The organism is Streptomyces venezuelae ATCC 10712, from assembly GCF_008639165.1.
GTDB classification, from domain to species: domain Bacteria; phylum Actinomycetota; class Actinomycetes; order Streptomycetales; family Streptomycetaceae; genus Streptomyces; species Streptomyces venezuelae.
Genome location: NZ_CP029197.1, coordinates 5,747,337 through 5,767,613, shown reverse-complemented (window position 1 = coordinate 5,767,613; position 20,277 = coordinate 5,747,337). Strand labels below are relative to the sequence as shown.

General features: G+C 71.3%; 20 protein-coding genes. 8 read left to right on the top strand and 12 right to left on the bottom strand.

What is annotated here, in order from left to right:
- The first annotated feature begins 82 nt into the window (after positions 1-82).
- The gene (locus tag DEJ43_RS26780; protein ID WP_071891520.1) at positions 83-817 is read left to right on the top strand and encodes a phosphatase PAP2 family protein; all 735 of its coding nucleotides are present in this window, start codon (positions 83-85) and stop codon (positions 815-817) included.
- Here the strand turns inward: DEJ43_RS26780 and DEJ43_RS26775 are convergent.
- The 8 genes from DEJ43_RS26775 to DEJ43_RS26740 all read right to left on the bottom strand — a co-directional run bounded on the left by DEJ43_RS26775 (position 783) and on the right by DEJ43_RS26740 (position 10,513).
- Complete coding sequence (locus DEJ43_RS26775) at positions 783-2,633, bottom strand: chitinase (RefSeq protein WP_202490817.1); 1,851 nt, start codon at positions 2,631-2,633, stop codon at positions 783-785. The genes DEJ43_RS26780 and DEJ43_RS26775 overlap by 35 nt on opposite strands.
- Before the next feature lie 88 nt (positions 2,634-2,721).
- Entirely contained in the window at positions 2,722-3,192 is a 471-nt protein-coding gene (locus DEJ43_RS26770) for a hypothetical protein (protein WP_015036518.1), read from the bottom strand.
- A gap of 124 nt (positions 3,193-3,316) precedes the next feature.
- Positions 3,317-4,735: an NAD(P)/FAD-dependent oxidoreductase gene (locus DEJ43_RS26765; RefSeq protein ID WP_015036517.1), complete on the bottom strand. Its 1,419-nt coding sequence runs from the start codon at positions 4,733-4,735 to the stop codon at positions 3,317-3,319.
- A 37-nt stretch (positions 4,736-4,772) separates the two neighbouring features.
- Positions 4,773-5,567, bottom strand: coding sequence for an ABC transporter permease (locus tag DEJ43_RS26760; RefSeq protein ID WP_015036516.1), 795 nt, complete (start codon positions 5,565-5,567; stop codon positions 4,773-4,775).
- On the bottom strand, positions 5,567-6,493 hold the full coding sequence (locus tag DEJ43_RS26755; RefSeq protein ID WP_015036515.1) for an ABC transporter permease: 927 nt from the start codon (positions 6,491-6,493) through the stop codon (positions 5,567-5,569). The genes DEJ43_RS26760 and DEJ43_RS26755 overlap by 1 nt, the downstream gene beginning before the upstream one ends.
- Positions 6,490-7,659 (bottom strand): ABC transporter ATP-binding protein, encoded by a 1,170-nt coding sequence (locus DEJ43_RS26750; RefSeq protein ID WP_015036514.1) that lies wholly within the window; start codon positions 7,657-7,659, stop codon positions 6,490-6,492. Before DEJ43_RS26750 ends, DEJ43_RS26755 begins: the two co-directional genes overlap by 4 nt.
- A 43-nt stretch (positions 7,660-7,702) precedes the next feature.
- The gene (locus DEJ43_RS26745) at positions 7,703-8,950 is read right to left on the bottom strand and encodes a polyamine ABC transporter substrate-binding protein (RefSeq protein ID WP_015036513.1); all 1,248 of its coding nucleotides are present in this window, start codon (positions 8,948-8,950) and stop codon (positions 7,703-7,705) included.
- A 48-nt stretch (positions 8,951-8,998) separates the two neighbouring features.
- Positions 8,999-10,513: a gamma-aminobutyraldehyde dehydrogenase gene (locus tag DEJ43_RS26740; protein ID WP_015036512.1), complete on the bottom strand. Its 1,515-nt coding sequence runs from the start codon at positions 10,511-10,513 to the stop codon at positions 8,999-9,001.
- Between the two features lie 175 nt (positions 10,514-10,688).
- Between DEJ43_RS26740 and DEJ43_RS26735 the strand changes: the two genes are divergently transcribed.
- The gene (locus DEJ43_RS26735) at positions 10,689-11,240 is read left to right on the top strand and encodes an NADAR family protein (protein ID WP_015036511.1); all 552 of its coding nucleotides are present in this window, start codon (positions 10,689-10,691) and stop codon (positions 11,238-11,240) included.
- A gap of 102 nt (positions 11,241-11,342) precedes the next feature.
- On the opposite strand, the gene DEJ43_RS26730 is transcribed toward DEJ43_RS26735, so the two are convergent.
- Positions 11,343-12,035, bottom strand: a complete 693-nt coding sequence (locus tag DEJ43_RS26730) for a DUF4190 domain-containing protein (RefSeq protein WP_015036510.1) — start codon at positions 12,033-12,035, stop codon at positions 11,343-11,345.
- A gap of 75 nt (positions 12,036-12,110) precedes the next feature.
- Here DEJ43_RS26730 and DEJ43_RS26725 point away from each other — a divergent pair, with 75 nt between their 5' ends.
- The 6 genes from DEJ43_RS26725 (at position 12,111) to DEJ43_RS26700 (ending at position 17,880) form a co-directional block, all read left to right on the top strand.
- Entirely contained in the window at positions 12,111-13,142 is a 1,032-nt protein-coding gene (locus DEJ43_RS26725; RefSeq protein ID WP_015036509.1) for an adenosine deaminase, read from the top strand.
- A 73-nt stretch (positions 13,143-13,215) separates the two neighbouring features.
- The gene (locus DEJ43_RS26720; protein ID WP_015036508.1) at positions 13,216-13,956 is read left to right on the top strand and encodes a glycerophosphodiester phosphodiesterase; all 741 of its coding nucleotides are present in this window, start codon (positions 13,216-13,218) and stop codon (positions 13,954-13,956) included.
- Complete coding sequence (locus DEJ43_RS26715) at positions 13,953-14,738, top strand: SAM-dependent methyltransferase (protein ID WP_015036507.1); 786 nt, start codon at positions 13,953-13,955, stop codon at positions 14,736-14,738. Before DEJ43_RS26720 ends, DEJ43_RS26715 begins: the two co-directional genes overlap by 4 nt.
- Positions 14,738-15,898 carry a sensor histidine kinase gene (locus DEJ43_RS26710; RefSeq protein ID WP_015036506.1) on the top strand — a complete coding sequence of 387 codons (1,161 nt, stop codon included), beginning with the start codon at positions 14,738-14,740 and terminating at the stop codon, positions 15,896-15,898. Before DEJ43_RS26715 ends, DEJ43_RS26710 begins: the two co-directional genes overlap by 1 nt.
- On the top strand, positions 15,895-16,608 hold the full coding sequence (locus DEJ43_RS26705; protein WP_015036505.1) for a response regulator transcription factor: 714 nt from the start codon (positions 15,895-15,897) through the stop codon (positions 16,606-16,608). The genes DEJ43_RS26710 and DEJ43_RS26705 overlap by 4 nt, the downstream gene beginning before the upstream one ends.
- 96 nt (positions 16,609-16,704) lie before the next feature.
- On the top strand, positions 16,705-17,880 hold the full coding sequence (locus DEJ43_RS26700; RefSeq protein ID WP_015036504.1) for a serine hydrolase domain-containing protein: 1,176 nt from the start codon (positions 16,705-16,707) through the stop codon (positions 17,878-17,880).
- Here DEJ43_RS26700 and DEJ43_RS26695 read toward each other — a convergent pair.
- From DEJ43_RS26695 to DEJ43_RS26685, 3 genes are read right to left on the bottom strand one after another with little or no spacing between them, the layout of a single operon-like run.
- Entirely contained in the window at positions 17,877-18,410 is a 534-nt protein-coding gene (locus tag DEJ43_RS26695; protein WP_015036503.1) for a hypothetical protein, read from the bottom strand. The two genes, DEJ43_RS26700 and DEJ43_RS26695, sit on opposite strands and share 4 nt — an antisense overlap.
- A 30-nt stretch (positions 18,411-18,440) precedes the next feature.
- Positions 18,441-18,971 (bottom strand): HXXEE domain-containing protein, encoded by a 531-nt coding sequence (locus DEJ43_RS26690; protein WP_015036502.1) that lies wholly within the window; start codon positions 18,969-18,971, stop codon positions 18,441-18,443.
- A gap of 12 nt (positions 18,972-18,983) precedes the next feature.
- On the bottom strand, positions 18,984-20,150 hold the full coding sequence (locus DEJ43_RS26685) for a polyamine ABC transporter substrate-binding protein (RefSeq protein ID WP_015036501.1): 1,167 nt from the start codon (positions 20,148-20,150) through the stop codon (positions 18,984-18,986).
- Positions 20,151-20,277: the final 127 nt, after the last annotated feature.

Below are 20,277 nucleotides of genomic sequence, written 5' to 3'. Positions count from 1 at the left end.
GTGTGAAGACTCTGTGGGGGGCCGATGGCGGGATGCGTTTCCCGCTGTCGGTCCCCTCTTCTCTGACGTACGGTTTCGGCAGATGAGAGAAACACCCCGGGCGGAGCCTCCCCAGCCCCGCCCACACCGTGCCGTCGCGCACACCACCGGAGACTCGTGCTCCGGGACTCCTCACCGATCGGACGGCCGCCCGCCCCATACCCCCCGGGGCGCGCGGCGACCCGATCCCCTCGGCCGCCCTGGAACCACCCCCCCTGTTCCAGGGCGGCCGGCTCTCTTCTCGGCGCTCGTCGCCCTCGTCGTCGTGACCTGGCAGGTGCTCGTCCACGGCCCCTTGGCCGGGCTCGACGAGCGGGTGTCCCGTTCCCTGGTGGACACGGTCCCCCGCTCCCTGAGCGAACTCGCCTCCGACCTCGGCAACATGACCGTCGCCCTGCCCGTCCTCGGCTGCGCGATGGCGTACGCGGTGTGGCGCGGCCGCCGGCTCCCGGCCCTGTACGCGGGCCTCGCGATGGCCGCCGTGCCCCTGCTCGTGATCCCGCTGAAGGAGTGGACGGCCCGCCCCGGCCCGCTGGAGCCCTGGGCGCAGGGCTACTACCCCTCGGGCCACACGGCCACGGCCGCCGTCGCCTACTTCGGCGCGGCCTTCCTGGTCTCGAACCGGCTGATCCCCGTCGCCGCCGTACTGACGGCGGTGACAGGGTCCGGCCTCGTCCTGCGGGGCTTCCACTGGCCGTTGGACGTGCTGGCCAGTCTCTGTCTCAGTCTGCTGGTGCTGGCCGTCAGCTCCAGTTGTACGCGTCGAAGTTCTGGCTGAACTGCCACTGGTTGTAGCGGTCCCAGTTGATCGACCAGGTCATCAGGCCGCGCAGGGCGGGCCAGGTGCCGTGGGTCTGGTAGGTGCCGCAGTTGGTCTTCTTCGTCAGGCAGTCGAGGGCCTTGTTCACCTCGGACGGCGTGGTGTGGCCGTTGCCCGCCTGGGTGGAGGCCGGGAGGCCGATGGCGACCTGGTCGGGGCGGAGGGGCGGGAAGACGCGGTCGGTGTTGCCCGCGACCGGGAAGCCGGTGAGCAGCATGTCGGTCATCGCGATGTGGAAGTCGGCGCCGCCCATCGAGTGGTACTGGTTGTCCAGGCCCATGATGGAGCCGGAGTTGTAGTCCTGGACGTGCAGCAGGGTCAGGTCGTCGCGCAGGGCGTGGATGACCGGCAGGTAGGCGCCGGCGCGCGGGTCCTGGCCGCCCCAGGGGCCGGAGCCGTAGTACTGGTAGCCGAGCTGGACGAAGAAGGTCTCGGGGGCCATCGTCAGGACGAAGCCGGCGCCGTACTTGGCCTTGAGGGTCTTGACCGCCTGGATCAGGTTGACGATGACCGGGCTGGTCGGGTTGCGGAAGTCGGTGTCGCCGGTCTGGAGCGAGAGGGAGTGGCCCTCGAAGTCGATGTCGAGGCCGTCGAGGCCGTACTCGTCGATGATCTTCGAGACGGAGGAGACGAAGGTGTCGCGGGCGGCGGTGGTGGAGAGCTGGACCTGGCCGTTCTGGCCGCCGATGGAGATGAGGACCTTCTTGCCCGCGGCCTGCTTGGCCTTGATCGCCGCCTTGAAGTCGGCGGCGGACTCGACGTTCGGGCACTCGGTCGCCGGGCAGAGGCTGAAGCGGATGTCGCCGGAGGTGACCGAGGTCGGCTCGCCGAAGGCGAGGTTGATGACGTCCCAGGAGGCGGGGACGTCGGCCATGCGGGTGTAGCCGGAGCCGTTGGCGAAGCTGGCGTGGAGGTAGCCGACGAGGGCGTGCGCGGGCAGGCCGGGGTTGCCGCCTCCGCCCCCGCTGGTCGTGGTGGCGCTGACGGCGGCCGACTTGGCGGACTCGCCGGCGCTGTTCACGGCGCTGACCTGGAAGGTGTACGCGGTGGAGGCGGTGAGCCCGGTGACGGTGGCGGAGGTGCCGCTGACCGTCTGGACCTTGGTGGTCCCCCGGTAGACGTTGTACGAGGTGGCGCCGGGGACCGCGGACCAGGTCAGCGGCACGGTGGTGGAGGTCGGGGAGCCCGCCGCGAGGCCGGTGGGGGCGGCGGGGAGCTGCACCGGGTCGCCGCCGGGGCCGTAGAGGGAGAGGTCGTCGGCCTGGTAGGCGGGGGTGCCGTACCAGCCGTGGGTGTAGATCGTGACCGAGGTCGTCGAGGCGCCCGTCGTGAACGTGGTCGCGAGCCGCTGCCAGTCGGGGGCTGAGCCCGTCCAGGTGGAGACGTCGGTGGTGCCGGTACCGGTGGCGCCGAGGTAGACGTAGCTGCCGCGCACCCAACCGCTGAGCGTGTACGAGGAGTTGGGCTTCACGGTCACGGTCTGGGAGCACTTGGCGTTGTCGCTGCCGGCGGGGGTCGCCTGGAGTGCCTTCGTACCGCCGTGGACGGGTGAGGAGACGGCGGCGCCGCTGCCCGCCGTACACGTCCAGCCGTCCAGGCCCGCCTCGAAGCCGCCGTTGCGGGCGAGTTCGGCGTCGGCGGCCTGGGCGGCGGGGCCGAGCGCGGCGAGCCCTCCGGCGGCCAGGGCGGCCGCGAGGAGCACGGTGAGAGGTCTGGCGCGGTCCACAACTGCCTCCGGGGGTGGGGGAATCGAGTGGGGAGCGCGCCACAGCATGGTCCAGACCAATCAAGTGGTCAAGACCTCTGTCTCCGACGTCCGCACGGCGGACGGGGCCACCCGCCCACCGTACGGACCACGCCGCCTACGACACCCCTCCCGCCCGTCCGATCCACCCCGCCGCCTCGTGCATCGCCAGCTCCAGGAGGGCGGCGTCGGTGAGGGTGCCCATGCCGTCGGGCGCCACCAGCCAGCGCACCCCGCCGGTCGCCCGGCCCGGGTACGGCACGACGATCCAGGTGCCGGCGCCCGCGCCGCGCACCCCGGTGCCGAGCCAGCGGGCGGCGGTGCCGGGAGGGACGAAGAAGCCCATCCGGGCGTCGCCGAAGTCGGCGAGCACCGGACCGGGCCGGTCCACCAGCCGGGTCAGGACGTCGAGGGTGGGGTAGCCGAGTTCGGCCGGCAGGATCAGGACGTCCCAACGCCTGCCGGCGGGGAGCAGCGCGACCCCGTGGGGATTGCGCTCCCACTCCCACCGGCAGGCGTCGGGATCGGGTGCGACCGAAACCAGCCACTCCACCGCGCTCTTGGCGCCCGAGGCCCCCGTACCAGTCATCGCAACGCTCTCCTTCCGTGTGGACACGGTGTCCGTACGGAGAGAGCGATTCCGGCGGCAACTCTTACGCGGTTTCAGCTACCCATCGGTTGTGATGTAGATCACTACAAAGAGGGTCCACGCCTCAGCTGTCGAAGCCCAGGCCGACCTTGTCCATCGCCTTCAGCCACAGGTTGCGCCGCCCGCCGTGCTCGTCGGCCCGCGCCAGCGACCACTTGGTGATGCCGATGCCGGCCCAGGCGATCGGCTCGGGCGGGAACGGCAGCGGCTTGGAGCGGACCATCTCCAGCTCGGTCCGCTCGGTGCGCTCCCCCGCGAGCAGGTCGAGCATCACGTCCCCGCCGAAGCGGGTCGCGCCGACGCCGAGGCCGGTGAACCCGGCCGCGTACGCCACCCTGCCCTGGTACGCCGTACCGAAGAAGGCGGAGAAGCGGGAGCAGGTGTCGATCGCCCCGCCCCAGGCATGGCTGAAGCGCAGCCCTTCCAACTGCGGGAAGCAGCGGAAGAAGTGCTCGGCGAGCTTGAGGTAGGTCTCCGGGCGGTGGTCCATCTCGGCGCTGACCTTGCCGCCGAAGCGGTAGATCGCGTCGTAGCCGCCCCACAGGATCCGGTGGTCGGCGGTGATCCGGAAGTAGTGGAACTGGTTGGCGGAGTCGCCGAGCCCCTGCCGGTTCTTCCAGCCGATCGACGCGAGCTGCTCGGCGCTGAGCGGCTCGGTCATCAGGGCGTAGTCGTAGACCGGGACGGTGTACGCGCGGACGCGCTTGACCAGCGACGGGAAGACGTTGGTGCCGAGGGCGACCCGGCGGGCGAGGACCCGGCCGTACGGGGTGCGCACGCCCATGCCGCCGCCGACGGAGGTCAGGTCGAGGCCGGGGGTGTTCTCGAAGATCCGCACGCCCAGGTCGAGGCAGGCCCGCTTCAGGCCCCAGGCCAGCTTGGCCGGGTTCAGCATGGCGACGCCCCGGCGGTCCCAGAGGCCCCCGAGGAAGGTGGGCGAGTCGACCTCGGCGCGGACCGCGTCCCGGTCGAGGAGCTCGATGCCGTCGGCGAGGCCGAGGCGTTCGATCTCCTCGTACACCTCGCGGAGCTCCTCGACCTGGTACGGCTCGGTGGCCACGTCGATCTCGCCGGTGCGCTCGAAGTCGCAGTCGAGGGAGTAGCGGGCGACCGCGTCCTCGATGGCGTCGAGGTTGCGCTCGCCGAGCTCTTCGAGCTTCGGCAGCTCGCCCGGCCAGCGGGCCAGTCCGTTGCCGAAGCCGTGGGTGAGGGAGGCGGCGCAGAACCCTCCGTTGCGGCCCGAGGCGGCCCAGCCCACCTCGCGGCCTTCGATCAGTACGACATCCCGGGCGGGGTCGCGCTCCTTGGCGAGGAGCGCGGTCCACAGTCCGCTGTAGCCGCCGCCGACGACGAGGAGATCGCACTTCTCGGTGCCGGTGAGGGCGGGCAGGGCGCCGGGCTTGCCGGGGTCTTCCAGCCAGAAGGGGACGGGCTGGGCGTCGGAGAGAGATTGTGCAGCGAGACGCATGGCGACTGGGGCCATGGTTTCCAACTCCTTCGGTGCCTGAGCTTCGTTTCGCTCAGGCCGTTGCTGTTTTCTTGCGCCGGTTCGTAATGATTTGCCCGGCCACGACCACCAGTACCGCGAGGACGAACATCGCGGTGCCGATGACGTTGATCTGAACGGGGGTTCCGCGCTGCGCCGAGCCCCAGACGAACATGGGGAAGGTCACGGTGGAGCCCGCGTTGAAGTTGGTGATGATGAAGTCGTCGAACGAGAGCGCGAAGGCCAGCAGGGCGCCGGCGGCGATGCCGGGCGCGGCGATCGGCAGGGTCACCCGCAGGAAGGTCTGCGTCGGCCCCGCGTAGAGGTCGCGCGCGGCCTCCTCCAGGCGGGGGTCCATGGACATGACCCGAGCCTTGACCGCCGTCACGACGAACGACAGACAGAACATGATGTGGGCGATCAGGACCGTCCAGAAGCCGAGCTCGATGCCCATGTTGAGGAAGAGGGTGAGCAGCGAGGCGGCCATGACGACCTCGGGCATCGCCATCGGCAGGAAGATCAGCGAGTTGATCGCGCCGCGCGCCCGGAAGCGGTAGCGGACGAGGGCGAAGGCGATCATCGTGCCGAGCACGACGGCGCCGACGGTGGCCCAGGCGGCGAGCTGGAGGGAGAGCGAGAGCGACTCGCACATGTCGGCGACGCCGCAGGGGTCCTTCCAGGCGTCGAGGGAGAACTCCTGCCAGGAGTAGTTGAAGCGTCCCTTCGGCTTGTTGAAGGAGAACGCCATCACGACGAGGTTCGGCAGGATCATGTACGCGAGCGTCAGCAGGCCCGCGATGACGACGAGGTTCCGGCGGATCCAACGCATCAGACCAAGTCCTCCGTTCCCGCTCGGCGGATGTAGACGGTGACCATGACCAGCACGATCGCCATGAGGATGAAGGAGAGCGCGGCGGCCGTCGGGTAGTCGAGGACCCGCAGGAACTGTGACTGGATGACGTTGCCGACCATCTTGGTGTCGGTCGAGCCGAGCAGTTCGGCGTTGACGTAGTCGCCGCTCGCCGGGATGAAGGTGAGCAGGGTGCCGGAGACGACGCCGGGCATCGACAGCGGGAAGGTCACCTTGCGGAAGGTGGTCGCCGGGGAGGCGTACAGGTCCTGCGCGGCCTCGTGCAGACGTCCGTCGATCCGCTCCAGGGAGGTGTAGAGGGGCAGGATCATGAAGGGCAGGAAGTTGTACGTGAGGCCGCAGACGACCGCCATCGGGGTGGCGAGGACGCGGTCGCCCTCGGTCCAGCCGATCCAGCTGGTCACGTCGAGGACGTGCAGGGCGTTCAGCGCGTCGACCACGAGGCTGTCGTCCGCGAGGATCGTCTTCCAGGCCAGCGTCCGGATGAGGAAGCTGGTGAAGAAGGGCGCGATGACGAGGACGAGGAGCAGGTTGCGCCAGCGGCCGGCCTTGAAGGCGATCAGGTACGCGAGCGGGTAGCCGAGGAGGAGGCAGAGGATCGTCGCGGTCCCGGCGTACAGCAGGGAGCGGACGAACTGCGGCCAGTACTCCTGGAAGGCGTCCCAGTAGGTCTGGAAGTGCCAGGTGACCTGGAAACCGGCTTCGAGGGAGCCGGTCTGCACGGAGGTCGATGCCTGGTAGACCAGCGGCAGCGCGAAGAAGACGACGAGCCAGAGGAGACCGGGCAGCAGCAGCCAGTACGGGACGAGCCGCTTGCGGGTGGAGGGCTTGCGCAGAACCGGTTCCTCCGTCGGAGGAGCGGCTTTCTCCAGGGTCGTGGTCACGAGGCGTCCTCCACCGTCTCCACGCCCGCGTCGATGTCCTGCGCCGCGTCGAGCCCGAAGGTGTGCGCCGGGTTCCAGTGCAGGACGACCTCCGCGCCGGGGAGGAGCCCCGCGCGCCGGTCCACGTTCTGCTCGTACACCTGGAGTTCCGCGCCCGCCGGGCTGTTCACCACGTACTGGGTGGAGACGCCGATGAAGGAGGAGTCGACGATCCGGCCGGTGACCCGGTTGCGCCCGTCGGCTATCGAGCCCGCGTCGTCGGCGTGCGCGAGGGAGATCTTCTCGGGGCGGACGCCCACGAGCACCTTGCCGCCCTGGCGGGCGGCGGAGGTACAGCGGTCGCCGGGGACGCGGAGCTTGCCGCCGCCGGCCGTCACGACGACATCGGCGCCGGTCTCCAGGACTTCGGCCTCGATGAGGTTGGAGGTGCCGAGGAAGTTGGCGACGAAGGTGGTCTGCGGGTTCTCGTACAGGTCGGCGGGGGCGCCGAGCTGCTCGACCCGGCCGCCGTTCATCACCGCGACCTGGTCGGCCATGGTCATGGCCTCCTCCTGGTCGTGGGTGACGTGCACGAAGGTGATGCCGACCTCGGTCTGGATCCGCTTGAGCTCCAGCTGCATCTGACGCCGCAGCTTGAGGTCGAGGGCGCCGAGCGGCTCGTCGAGGAGCAGCACCTGCGGGTGGTTGATGAGGGCTCGGGCCACGGCGACGCGCTGCTGCTGGCCGCCGGAGAGCTGGTGCGGCTTGTGCCGGGCCTTGTCGCCGAGCTGGACGAGCTCCAGCATCTCGTCGACCTGCTTCTTCACCGACTTGATGCCGCGGCGGCGCAGGCCGAAGGCGATGTTCTCGGTGATGTCCATGTGCGGGAAGAGCGCGTAGGACTGGAAGACGGTGTTGACCGGCCGCTTGTACGGCGGGAGGTCGGTGACGTCCTTGTCGCCGAGGAAGACGGTGCCGGTGGTGGGGTCCTCCAGGCCGGCGATCATGCGTAGCGTGGTGGTCTTGCCGCAGCCGGAGGCGCCGAGGAGGGCGAAGAAGGAGCCCTGCGGGACGGTCAGGTCGAGCGGGTGGACGGCCGTGAAGGGGCCGTAGGTCTTGCTGATCCCGGTGAGACGGACGTCGCCGCCGCCAGTGTTCATTCCGGTGTGAGCAGTCTTGTCAGTCATGGGTCGTGATCCCAGGGGAGTGAGAGAGGTGGACGGCGGGGCCTCAGGCGCCGATGAGCTTGGCGAACTTCTCCTCGTACGCCGTCTCCTCCGCGCTGGTGAGCGACCGGAAGGCGTGCGACTTCTTGGCCATGGCCTTGTCCGGGAGGATCAGCGTGTTGTTCGCGAGTTCGGGGTCGATCTTGGTGAGCTCGTCCTTCACTCCGTCGACGGGGCACACGTAGTTGATGTACGCGGCGAGCTGGGCGGCGTTCGGCAGCTCGTAGTAGTGGTCGATGAGCCTCTCGGCGTTCGTCTTGTGCCGGGCCTGGGCGGGGACGAGCAGGTTGTCGCTGGAGGTGATGTAACCGGCGGCCGGGATGGAGAACTTGATGTCCGGGTTGTCGGCCTGGAGCTGGATGACGTCGCCGGCCCAGGCGAGGCAGGCGGCGATGTCGCCCTTGTCCAGGTCGGAGGTGTAGTCGTTGCCGGTGAAGCGGCGGATCTGCTTCTTGTCGACGCCCTTCTGGAGGCGTCCGATCGCCGCGTCGTAGTCGGCGTCCGTGAACTTCCCGGGGTCCTTGCCCAGGTCGAGCAGGGTCATGCCGACGGAGTCGCGCATCTCGGTGAGGAAGCCGACCCGGCCCTTGAGCGCGGGGTCGTCGAGGAGCTGGGTGACCGAGTCGACCTTCTTCCCGCCGGTCGCCTTGGCGTTGTACGCGATGACCGTCGAGATGCCCGTCCACGGGTACGAGTAGGCGCGGCCCGGGTCCCAGTCGGGGCTGCGGAACTGGGCGGAGAGGTTGGCGAAGGCGTGCGGGAGGTTCGCGGCGTCCAGCTTCTGCGCCCAGCCGAGCCGGATGATCCGGGCGGCGAGCCAGTCGGTGACGCAGATCAGGTCGCGGCCGGTGTCCTGGCCCGCCGCGAGCTGCGGCTTGATCTTGCCGAAGAACTCGACGTTGTCGTTGATGTCCTCGGTGTACTTGACCTTGATCCCGGTGCGCCGGGTGAAGGCCTCCAGGGTCGGGCGGGTCTTCTCGTCCTCGCTGACGTCCATGTACTCGGTCCAGTTGGAGAAGGCGAGGGTCTTCTCCTTGTCCGAGACGTCGGTGGAGGCGGGCCCCTGGCCCTCCCGCTTGGCCGGCGGGATGCCACAGGCGCTCAGGGAGGCGAAACCGCCGACCGTGAGCGCTCCGACGCCGCCGGCGCGCAGCATCGAACGGCGGGTGAGGGCGCCCCGGCCGCTCGTCAGGCTGCGGCGTATCGCCGCGGTCTGCGCCGCGGAGAGGCTGTCGGGCTCGTACTGCTCCATGCGCTGTGCCCTTTCGGGATGGTTCGTCGCGGGTCGGGCGACGGGCTGCTATCGGTCCCCGAAGATCGTGCGGTGCCAGTCCTTGGCCGCCACCGCGGTGTTGTCGTACATCACATGCTTGACCTGCGTGTACTCCTCGAAGGAGTAGGCCGACATGTCCTTCCCGTAGCCCGATGCCTTGGTGCCGCCGTGGGGCATCTCGCTGATGATCGGGATGTGGTCGTTGACCCAGACACAGCCGGCCTTGATCTCCCGGGTGGCTCGGTTGGCCCGGTAGACGTCCCGGCTCCAGGCCGAGGCGGCAAGACCGTACGGGGTGTCGTTGGCGAGCCGGATGCCCTCGTCGTCGCTGTCGAAGGGCAGGGCCACCAGCACCGGACCGAAGATCTCCGACTGCACGACCTCGCTGTCCTGAGCGGCGCCGGTGATCAGCGTCGGACGATAGTACGCACCGTCCTTGAGGTCTCCCCCGGGTGCTTCCCCGCCGGTGACGACGGTGGCGTAGCCGCGGGCCCGCTCGACGAAGCCGGCGACCCGGTCGCGGTGGACGTGGCTGATCAGCGGGCCGAGGTCGGTGGTCGGCGCGAAGGGGTCGCCGATCCGGACGGTCTCCATGAGCTCGGCCACGCGCGCGACGAAGGCGTCGAAGAGCGGCCGCTGGACGTACGCGCGCGTGGCCGCGGTGCAGTCCTGGCCGCTGTTGATGAGGGAGGCGGCGACGGCTCCGTGTGCGGCGGCCTCCAGGTCGGCGTCGTCGAAGACCACGAAGGGGGCCTTGCCGCCGAGTTCCAGGTGGAGCCGCTTCACGGTGGCGGTGGCGATCTCGGCGACCCGCTTGCCGACCGGGGTGGAGCCGGTGAAGGAGGTCATGACGACGTCGGGGTGGCCGACGAGGTGTTCGCCGACGGTCCTCCCGGCGCCGTTGACGATGTTGATCACGCCGTCCGGGATGCCGGCGTCGGTCGCCGCCTGCGCGAACATCAGGGAGGTCAGCGGGGTGAGCTCGGCGGGCTTGAGGACGATCGTGTTCCCGGCCGCGACGGCCGGGAGGATCTTCCAGGCGGCCATCTGGAGGGGGTAGTTCCAGGGGGCGATGGAGCCGACGACGCCGATCGGCTCGCGGCGGATGTACGAGGTGTGGTCGCCGCTGTACTCGGCGGCGGACTGGCCCTGGAGGTGTCGGGCGGCTCCCGCGAAGAAGGCGGCGTTGTCGACGGTGCCGGGTACGTCGAACTCGGTGGTGAGCTTGAGCGGCTTGCCGCACTGGAGGGACTCGACGCGGGCGAAGTCCTCCGCCCGCTCGGCGAGCACGGCGGCGAAGCGGTGCAGGGCGTCGGAGCGCTCGCCGGGGGTGGCGCCCGCCCAGCCGGGGAAGGCGGCCTTGGCGGCGGCGACGGCCTCGTCGACGTCGGCGGTGGAGGCGAGCGCGTAGGTGTACACGCTCTCCCCGGTCGCCGGATCGATCACGCTGTGTTCCTGACCGGAGGTTCCGGCCCGGAGCCGCCCGCCGATGTACTGTGCGCCGTCCGCGAAGCGGTCCGTCACCTGGAAGCGGTTGCCCATGACGCTCTCCGTTGTTCCAGCTCGAATTGAGTGCCGATCCTGACAGAGGGATAGTGGTCCAACAAGTGATTCCGTTGTTGCCTTTTGGTTACGCGACGGAATCGGTCGACCATGTGTCGAGGCGGCCGGAAAATCTCCGTACGGAGTGTCCGTGGCGGATGCCAGACTCCCATGCATGATCACGGTCGAGTCGCTGATACAGCAGGTCAACACGGGTGACAGAGTGAAGTGGCTGCATTTCTGGGGCCACCGTCCGCACCCGGACGGCCGCCTCTCGGCGAGCTGCCTCAGCCAGTGGTGGCCGGCCCCCTTCGTCGTCGACGGCGTGTCGTACGCGACGGCCGAGCACTGGATGATGGCGGCCAAGGCCCGCCTCTTCGGGGACGCCGAGGCCGAGCGCGCCGCGCTCCGGGCCGCCACCCCCGCGGAGGCCAAGAAGGCGGGCCGGCTGGTCCGGGGCTTCGACGACGTGGTGTGGGAGCGGGAGCGCTTCGGGATCGTCGTCGAGGGCAGCGTCCACAAGTTCTCCTCGGACGAGGCCCTGCGCGCGTATCTCCTGGGCACCGGCGGCCGGGTCCTGGTGGAGGCGAGCCCGCTGGACCGGGTGTGGGGCATCGGCCTCGCGGCCGACGACCCCCGCGCCCATGACCCGGCCCGCTGGCGCGGCCTGAACCTGCTGGGCTTCGCCCTGATGGAGGCCAGGGAGCGGCTGCTGTCGGGCGGGTGAGCCGCCGTACGCGAAGTGGCCCGCACCTGGAGCAGGTGCGGGCCACTTCGCGTACGGGCCGCGGGGCGGCGCCCGGCGTACCGGGCGCGGCCGCCGGCTCGTTCAGGCGCCGTCGCGCTCGATCTGCAGGACCGAGGCGAACGGGTCGTCGTCGTAGCCGGAGTCGTCGAAGGACGACGAGTCCTGGGCGATCGCCCAGATGACGAAGCCCAGGAAGACGGCGCTGACCACGATGCCGATCGAGCCGAGCACGATGCCCGCGACCGCCATGCCCCGGTTGGTCGCCTCGCCCCGGCCGACCTTCTTGATGCCGATGATGCCGAAGATCAGCGCCAGGATGCCGAGGATCACGCCCAGGCCGTACAGGCAGAAGCCGGCCACGGCGACGATGCCGAGCACCATCGCGGCCGTCCCCATGCCGTTGGACGCGGGCTGCTGCCAGCCGGGCTGGCCCGGGTAGCCGCCGCCGTAGGACGGGTATCCGGCATGGCCGTAGCCTCCGGACGCCGGGCCCGCGGCGGCCGGGGCGGGGTAGCCGTAGCCGGCGGAGGTGTCCGCCGCCGGGTAGCCGTACGCGCCGGGCGTGGCCGCCGGGCCGCCGGGCGCCACCGGTGGCGGCGGCACCGCGCCGCCCGGCTCGGGCGTCAGCGGCATGGACGTCACGGTCTGCTGGTCGTGCACCGGCGCGGGCGACGGCTCCGCCGGCTTGCTCAGTTCCACCCCGTCGCGGTTCGGCGGAGCCCACGGGTCCGTCGGGTCGTATCCGCCCCGCGACTGGTCTCGGTTGTCAGACATGGGCCTCCCCCATCATGGTGCCGCCATGCTACGGCCTCACCCCCCAGGGGGAACCGCCCGGCCTACGATGATCGGATGACCGACCTCCATCCCTTCATCGCCGGCCTCCCCAAGGCCGAGCTCCATGTGCACCACGTCGGCTCCGCCTCGCCCCGGATCGTCGCCGAGCTGGCGGCCCGGCACCCCGACTCCAAGGTCCCCACGGACCCCGAGGCGCTGACCGACTACTTCACCTTCACCGACTTCGCGCACTTCATCGACGTCTACCTGTCGGTCGTCGACCTGGTCCGCACCCCCGAGGACGTCCGGCTGCTGACCTTCGAGGTCGCCCGTGACATGGCCCGGCAGAACATCCGGTACGCCGAGCTGACCATCACCCCGTACTCCTCCACCCGCCGCGGTATCGACGAGCGCGCCTTCATGGCGGCCATCGAGGACGCCCGCAAGTCGGCGGAGGCCGAGTTCGGCACCGTCCTGCGCTGGTGCTTCGACATCCCCGGCGAGGCCGGTCTGGTGTCCGCCGAGGAGACCGCCCGTCTCGCCACCACCGACGGGCTGCGCCCCGAGGGCCTGGTCTCCTTCGGCCTGGGCGGCCCGGAGATCGGCGTGCCGCGTCCGCAGTTCAAGCCGTTCTTCGACCGGGCCCGGGCGGCCGGCCTGCACTCCGTCCCGCACGCGGGCGAGACGACCGGCCCGCAGACGGTCTGGGACGCGATCAACGACCTGGGCGCCGAGCGCATCGGCCACGGCACCAGCTCGGTGCAGGACCCGGCGCTCCTCGCCCACCTGGCGGAGCACCGGATCGCCCTGGAGGTCTGCCCGACCTCGAACATCGCCACCCGGGCCGTCGCCACCCTCGACGAGCACCCGATCCGGCAGATGGTGGACGCCGGGGTGCTCGTCACGGTGAACAGCGACGACCCGCCGATGTTCGGCACCGACCTCAACACCGAGTACGCGGTCGCCGCCCGTCTCCTGGGTCTGGACGAGCGCGGTGTCGCCGCCCTCGCCAAGAACGCGGTGGAGGCCTCGTTCCTCGACGCGGCCGGGAAGGCCCGGATCGCCGACGAGATCGACGCGTACACCGACAACTGGCTCGCGCGCTGACGGCCGGCCGGCGGACCGGCCGGCCCGCGCGCTGACGACTGGCCCGCGGGTCCCCGGCGGCGAGAATGGGCCCATGGACTCCGACACCTTCAGGGACCCGTCCGCCGTGAAAGCCGCCGAGGCCACGGCCCCCGTCACCGTCGTGGCGCATCGGGGCGACCCGTACCGCGTCCGGGAGAACACGCTCCGCTCGATCGCCTCGGCGGTCGAGCGGGGCGCGGACGCCGTCGAGGTCGACGTCCGGCTGACGAAGGACGGGGTGCCGGTCCTGCTGCACGACGACACCCTGAAGCGCCTGTGGGGACACGACCGGCCCCTCTCCGCCCTCACGTACGAGCAGGCCGGCGAGCTGACGTACGGCGGGATCCCGACCCTGCGGGAGGCGCTGCTCACCGCCGGCGAGAAGCGGCTGATGCTCGACCTGCCCGGCGGGAACGAGGACTCGGTCCGCGCGATCGTCCGTACGGTCCGCGAGTGCGGCGCCGGGGAGCGCGTCTACTACTGCGCCGGGGCCGTCGCCATGCTCCAGGTGCGCGCCGCCGACCCGGCCGCCGAGATCGCCCTGACCTGGACCTCGCTCGCCCCGCCGCGCCCGGTGCTGCTCGACGCGGTCCGGCCGCGATGGCTCAACTACCGCTTCGGACTGGTGAGTCGGGAGCTGACGGAGCGGCTGCACCGGGACGGTCTGCTCGTCTCGGCCTGGACCGCGGACACCCCCCGCACCATGCGTAAGCTGATCAGGAACGGCGTCGACTCGATCACCACGAACCGCGTCGACACCCTCGCCGCCGTGCTGCGAAAGGCCCACCCATGAACGACCGGATCCGCACCGACATCGCCCACAACGCCCGGGTGTGGAACTACTGGCTGGGCGGCAAGGACAACTACCCGGTCGACCGGGCGGTCGGTGACCAGGTCACCGGCTTCTACCCCAGCATCGGCGAAGTGGCCCGGGCGGACCGGGCGTTCCTCGGGCGGGCCGTGACGCTCCTCGCCGCCGAGCACGGCGTACGGCAGTTCCTCGACATCGGTACGGGGCTGCCCACCGCGGACAACACCCACGAGGTGGCCCAGCGGGCCGCGGCCGACGCCCGGATCGTCTACGTGGACAACGACCCGATCGTCCTCACCCACGCCCGCGCGCTGCTGACCAGCGCACCGGAAGGGATCACCGAGTACGTCGACGCCGACGCGCACGACCCGGAGAAGATCGTCGCGGCGGCCGGAGCGACCCTCGACCTTTCCCGGCCGGTGGCCGTGATGATGCTCGGCATCCTCAACTTCGTCCTGGACACGGACGAGGCCCGGTCGATCGTCCGCACCCTGATGGACGCCGTACCGGCCGGCAGCTACCTGGTGCTGACCCACCCCACGCTGGAGCCCGAGCTCGGCGGCGAGGGAAACAAGGACGCCATGGCCTTCTGGAACGAGAACGCCACCCCGCCGATCACCGCCCGCAGCCGCGCCGAGTTCGCCTCCTTCTTCGACGGCCTCGACCTCCTGGACCCGGGCATCGTCTCCTGCTCGCGCTGGCGCCCCGCGTCCGGGGAGAGCGCCGTGGTCGCGCAGTTCGGCGCGGTGGGCCGCAAGCCGTAATGCCGGCACGGGGGGACGTACGGGCACGGTGGGAGCGGGCGCGGGCCTGGAGCGCGGCGAACCCGTGGACGGTGGACCTGGGGATCGCGCTGTTGGTGCAGGCGGCGATGACGATGCCGTTCGTGGTGCCGCGCCCGCCGGAGCTCGAACCGGCGACCTGGCCGGCGTACGGGCTGACGACGCTCACCGTGCTGCCGCTCGTCTGGCGCCGGCGCGCACCGCTCGCCGTGCTGCTCGCGATCATGGCGGCGAGCGCGCTGTACAAGCTGGCCCTCGAGGGGCCGGGGCAGCCCCTGCCGTACACCGGGCTGGTCAGCGTCTACACGGTCGCGGTCCTCTCGGTCCCGTGGAAGCGGCTCCTGACGGCGGGGCTGATGCTGGTCGCGGTACCGGTGTCGGTGTGGATCAACACCCGGTCGGCACGTGAACTGACCTTCTCGCTCTTCGTGTTCGGCGCCGCCTACGCCTTCGGCCGGCTCCAGGACGCCCGGCAGCGCGCCCACCGGATCGAGGCGGAGCAGGCCGCCGCCCGCGAACGGGCCAGGATCGCCCGGGAGATGCACGACATCCTGTCGCACGCGGTGAGCCTGATGATCGTGCAGGCGGAGGCGGGGCCGGTGGCGATGCGGACGGCGCCGGAGCGCGCGGAGGCCGCGTTCGACGCGATCTCGGAGACCGGCCGGGAGGCGATGACCCAGCTGCGGCAGATGCTGGGGCTGCTGCGGGAGGGGCCCGAGGGCGCCGCGCCCCGGGAGCCGCAGCCGGACCTCGCGGGCATCCCCGAGCTGGTGGAGCGGGTGCGGGCCAGCGGCCTGGCCGTCTCGTACACCACCGAGGGCGGGGTACGGGCGCTGCCCGCGGCGACCGGCTCCGGCGTCTACCGGATCGTCCAGGAGGCCCTGACGAACGTGGTCAAGCACGCGGGCGCCCGCACGGCCGAGGTCCGGCTCGCCCGGGCGGACGGCGTCCTGCGGGTCACCGTGACCGACGACGGACGCGGCCCCGGGGCGGCCGGCACCGGCGGGCACGGGCTGACGGGCATCCGGGAGCGGGCCGCCGCGCACGGCGGGACGGCGACCACCGGCCCGGGTCCGGACGGCCGGGGGTTCGAGGTGCGGGTGCTGCTCCCCGTACCCTCCACGGCGGAGGTGGGGAGATGACGACGATCCGGGTGGTGGTCGCGGACGACCAGGAACTGGTCCGGAGCGGCTTCGCGATGATCCTGGACGCGCAGCCGGACATCGAGGTGGTCGCGGAGGCCGGGGACGGGGCGGCGGCGGTGGAGGCGGTGCGCCGGCACGCGCCGGACGTGGCCCTGCTCGACATCCGGATGCCCGGGACGGACGGCATCGAGGCCTGCCGGACGATCGGGGCGGAGTCCGGCTGCCGCACCGTGATCCTGACGACCTTCGACACCGACGCGTACGTGTACGAGGCGCTGCACGCGGGCGCGAGCGGCTTCCTCCTCAAGGACGTGCGGCGGGACGATCTGGTGCACGCGGTACGGGTGGTGGCGGCGGGCGACTCGCTGCTGGCGCCGTCGGTGGCCCGGCGGCTGGTGGAGCAGTACACGGCGGGCGGACCGCGCAGGACCGCCCCCGACCCCCGGCTCGACGTGCTGACGGGCCGCGAGCGGGAGACGCTGCTGCTGCTCGCGCGCGGTCTGTCCAACGCGGAGATCGCGGCGGAGCTGGTCGTCAGCGACCACACGGTGAAGACCCACGTGGGGAACGTGCTCGCCAAACTGGGCCTGCGGGACCGGATCCAGGCGGTGATCTGCGCGTACGAGACGGGTCTCGTCGCGGCGGGCTCTCCCCCGCCCGGGGGAGGCACGGGGCGCGGCCCCTCCCCCGCGCCGGTGAGGAACTGACCTCCGGAAGACCGCCGGTGCGGGCGATCCGGCGATCGCCGCGGGTCAGCAGGATGGAGCCAGCGAGAACAACGGCTCACACCACCGGAGTTGACCATGAGGAAAGCCACCCGCACGCTGCTCGCCGCCGCCCTGGTCCTGGGGGTCGCGGCGGGCCCGGCGCTCACCCCGGCCTTCGCGACGCCCCCGGCGGCCGCACCGGCCACGCGGCCGACGGCCCCTGATCTGAGTGCGGCGATCGCCGGGCTCCCCCGCGCCGACGCCACGGCCGCCCTGGTCCGGGTCGGTGGCACCGAGGGCTCCTGGCAGGGCGGTTCGGGCGTCCATGACCTGGAGTCCGGGGCCCCCGCGGACCCGGCGGCCCGCTTCCGGGCCGGTTCGGTGACGAAGGTCTTCACGGCGGCGACCGTCCTCCAGCTGGCGTCCGAGGGCCGGATCGATCTGGACCGCACGGCCCGCTCGTACCTGCCGGAGCTGATCCCCGGCCGCTACGCCACGGTGACGGTTCGTCAGCTCCTGAACCACACGCACGGCATCCCCGCGCCCGATCTCGCCGTCGGCGAGACGGTGGAGGAGTGGTACGCGCACCGCTTCGACGTGCACGACCCGGAGGCCATGGTCCGCTCGGCGACGTCGAAGCCGCGCGAGTTCCGGCCGGGCACCAAGCAGCACTACCTCAACATCGGTTACACGGTCGCCGGTCTGATCGTGGAGCGGGTGACGGGGGACTCGTACGAGCACCAGGTGGAGCGGCGGATCCTGCGCCCGCTCGGCCTGCGGGACACGTACCTCCCCGGCGGGGCCGCCGAGATCCGCGGCCCGTACAACCACGGCTACCAGACCATGCGGCTCGACGACGGGACGACCGGCCTGCGCGACGTCTCGGTGTGGGCGGCGACCGACGGCTGGGCCGCCGGTGACCTCGTCTCGACCACGGCCGACCTGGAGCGGTTCACCCGGGCGCTGTTCGCGGGCGGGGTGGTGCGCGGTCCGCTCCTGGAGGAGATGTTCACGCTGCCGAAGGTCCCCGACTCCAAGAGCGGCGCCCCGGCCGCGTACTCCGTCGGTCTGTCGATGAAGAAGCTCGGCGGCCGCGAGGTCTGGGGCAAGACGGGCGGCCGCTGGGGCTACAACGCGGCCATCGCCTCGACCCGCGACGGCGCCCGCACCCTCGTCTACAGCGTGAACTCCACAGACGCGAAGGGCCAGGACATGAACCCGACGGCCCTGAACGTCATGGTGGCGGCGTACGGCCTGCCGGACGCGTCCTAGCCGGCCGGCACGGGCTCCGGCGCCGTGGCCGCTTCGAGCCGCTTGATCAGCCGGCGCACGTGGAGCAGCGGCAGGACGCCGATGACGCCGAAGGACATGTCGATGACCGACCACCAGAAGGGGATGCCGCGGACGGGCCCGCAGATCAGGGCGAGCGGGATGATGCCGGCGCAGGCGATCATGCCGAACTCGATCACCCAGATGTTGCGGACGGGGTCGCGGTAGGGGCCGTGGAAGGCGACGGCGATGACGAGGTGGGCGAAGGCCAGCCAGTCGGTGCCGTACAGCAGGTACGGGGCCTGCGCGTCGGCGTTCTCCACTCCGCCCCGCACCCGGTCGATCCACTCGGCGAGGCCGGGGAGTAGGTCGGCGACCGGAGCCGCCCACCCGTCGAGCGAGGAGTCCAGCAGCCGGAGTTCGGTGACGAGCGGGAAGGCGGTGACCCCGCTCAGCACCAGACAGACGACGAAGACGATCAGCCAGACGCGGATGCGCGTGAGAAGGGCTCTCGGCCCGTTCGAGTCGCTCATGAGGGCAGCGTACGCCCCTCTTGAACGCGTTCAGAAACGGGGGGCCAGTCGGCGTGCCACCGCGTGTGCGACGACGGTGGCGGCCGCCGCAACCCCCAGGCCGGCGACCGTGCCCCGGAGTCCGGTCGGACGGAGCACGCCCGCGCGGCGCAGCCGGCCGCGCGCCCAGAGGGTGAAGGGGATGACCACGAGAGGCGAGGTGACGGAGCCGGGTGTCACCCCGCGCACGGCGGCGGCCTGCGCGAGGTGGACGAGGCCGTGCAGTCCGAAGCCGTTCAACGCCCCCTGGTAGAAGGCGGACCGGCCGCCGGTACGGGCCCCGGCCACGGCGGCGGCGCCGACGACGGCACCCATCACCCCCACGGCCAGGGCGAATTCACGCTCGTCGACGGACTCGGCGGCCTTCCAGACCGCCTCCGGCACACCGGGGAACCGCTCGCGCAGCACCGGCAGGTTCTCCCGCAGCCAGCGGGGTCCGAGGGCCAGCTCCTCGGCGTCGTGGACCGCCCAGGCGAGGAACAGCCCGTATGTGGCAAGCAAGTTCGAGGGGGATGTGGTCACATCCGGCTCAACTCACAGCCCCACGATCGCGTTCCACCTCTTCGCGAACTCCTGCCGCTCCTGGGCCGTGATGTCCCGGGCGATCGCGAGGCGGCCGCGCATCTCGGTGTCCGGGAAGATCAGTGGGTCCTCGGCGAGTGCCACGAGCTCCTCGTCGCCGGAGTCCGCGAGGACCTTCTGCGCGGCGGGGACCGGGCAGACGTAGTTGACCCAGGCGGCGAGTTCGGCGGCGACCTCGGGCTCGTAGTAGTGGTCCACGAGCTTCTCGGCGTTGGTCTTGTGCCGGGCGAGGTTGGGGATCAGCAGGGACTCGGCCCAGAGCTCGGCGCCCTCCTCGGGAACGACGAACTCGATGTCCGGGTTGTCGGCCTGGAGCTGGATGACGTCACCGGAGTACGCCTGGCAGGCGAGGACGTCACCGGTCGACAGGTCCTTGATGTAGTCGTTGCCGGTGAAGCGGCGGATGTGCCGGGACTTCACGAGGCCCTCGACCTTCTCGCAGAGGGCGTGGAAGTCGTCGCCCTTCCAGCGGGTGACGTCCACGCCGCTGCCCAGCATGAGCAGCGCGAAGGACTCGTCGAGGCCGGAGAGCAGGGTGACCTTGCCGCGCAGGTCGTCGGCCCACAGGTCGTTGGTGGAGCGGATCTCGCGGCCGAGCTTCCGGCGGTTGTACGCGATGCCGGTGATCCCGGACTGCCAGGGGACGGTGTGCAGCCGGCCCCGGTCGAAGGCGGGCGAGCGGAGCTGCGGGTCGAGGTGCTCGGTGACGTTGGGCTGGGTGGCGCGGTTCATCTCCTGGGCCCAGCCGAGGCGGACGAAGCGGGCGGCCATCCAGTCGCTGACGACGATCAGGTCGCGGCCGGTCTCCTGGTGGTTCATCAGGGACGGGCTGATCTTGCCGAAGAACTCGTCGTTGTCGTTGATCTCCTCGGTGTACCGGACGGAGATCCCGGTGCGCTTCCGGAAGGCGTCGAGGGTCGGGCGCTTCCTGGCGTCCTCGTCGTCGGTGTCGATGTAGAGCGGCCAGTTGGCGAAGTCGAGGGTCCGGTCGCGCGCGGAGAGGTCGCGGGCGGCACGGTCGCCCTCGTCGACGTAGGCGGCGGGGACCCCGCACCCGGCGGCGAGCAGGCTCGCGGCGGCGGCGCCGCCGAAGCCGCGCAGCAGGGACCTGCGGGACATGGTGTTCCTGGCTGTCGCTCTCACCCGTGCAGCATCGCGGCCCGCTCGCGCCCGCGGCAATGGACGGTCCGTCGAGCGACGGGCCGCGGCCCCGACACCCTGTCGATCAAGGGTGTCGGGGCCGCGG

Bases quoted from the DNA above. Each gene is read 5' to 3' on its own strand.
- DEJ43_RS26780 (WP_071891520.1), top strand. From the start codon at position 83: ATGAGAGAAACACCCCGGGCGGAGCCTCCCCAGCCCCGCCCACACCGT.
- DEJ43_RS26775 (WP_202490817.1), bottom strand. From the start codon at position 2,633: ATGCTGTGGCGCGCTCCCCACTCGATTCCCCCACCCCCGGAGGCAGTT.
- DEJ43_RS26770 (WP_015036518.1), bottom strand. From the start codon at position 3,192: ATGACTGGTACGGGGGCCTCGGGCGCCAAGAGCGCGGTGGAGTGGCTG.
- DEJ43_RS26765 (WP_015036517.1), bottom strand. From the start codon at position 4,735: ATGGCCCCAGTCGCCATGCGTCTCGCTGCACAATCTCTCTCCGACGCC.
- DEJ43_RS26760 (WP_015036516.1), bottom strand. From the start codon at position 5,567: ATGCGTTGGATCCGCCGGAACCTCGTCGTCATCGCGGGCCTGCTGACG.
- DEJ43_RS26750 (WP_015036514.1), bottom strand. From the start codon at position 7,659: ATGACTGACAAGACTGCTCACACCGGAATGAACACTGGCGGCGGCGAC.
- DEJ43_RS26745 (WP_015036513.1), bottom strand. From the start codon at position 8,950: ATGGAGCAGTACGAGCCCGACAGCCTCTCCGCGGCGCAGACCGCGGCG.
- DEJ43_RS26740 (WP_015036512.1), bottom strand. From the start codon at position 10,513: ATGGGCAACCGCTTCCAGGTGACGGACCGCTTCGCGGACGGCGCACAG.
- DEJ43_RS26735 (WP_015036511.1), top strand. From the start codon at position 10,689: ATGATCACGGTCGAGTCGCTGATACAGCAGGTCAACACGGGTGACAGA.
- DEJ43_RS26730 (WP_015036510.1), bottom strand. From the start codon at position 12,035: ATGTCTGACAACCGAGACCAGTCGCGGGGCGGATACGACCCGACGGAC.
- DEJ43_RS26725 (WP_015036509.1), top strand. From the start codon at position 12,111: ATGACCGACCTCCATCCCTTCATCGCCGGCCTCCCCAAGGCCGAGCTC.
- DEJ43_RS26720 (WP_015036508.1), top strand. From the start codon at position 13,216: ATGGACTCCGACACCTTCAGGGACCCGTCCGCCGTGAAAGCCGCCGAG.
- DEJ43_RS26715 (WP_015036507.1), top strand. From the start codon at position 13,953: ATGAACGACCGGATCCGCACCGACATCGCCCACAACGCCCGGGTGTGG.
- DEJ43_RS26710 (WP_015036506.1), top strand. From the start codon at position 14,738: ATGCCGGCACGGGGGGACGTACGGGCACGGTGGGAGCGGGCGCGGGCC.
- DEJ43_RS26705 (WP_015036505.1), top strand. From the start codon at position 15,895: ATGACGACGATCCGGGTGGTGGTCGCGGACGACCAGGAACTGGTCCGG.
- DEJ43_RS26700 (WP_015036504.1), top strand. From the start codon at position 16,705: ATGAGGAAAGCCACCCGCACGCTGCTCGCCGCCGCCCTGGTCCTGGGG.
- DEJ43_RS26695 (WP_015036503.1), bottom strand. From the start codon at position 18,410: ATGAGCGACTCGAACGGGCCGAGAGCCCTTCTCACGCGCATCCGCGTC.
- DEJ43_RS26685 (WP_015036501.1), bottom strand. From the start codon at position 20,150: ATGTCCCGCAGGTCCCTGCTGCGCGGCTTCGGCGGCGCCGCCGCCGCG.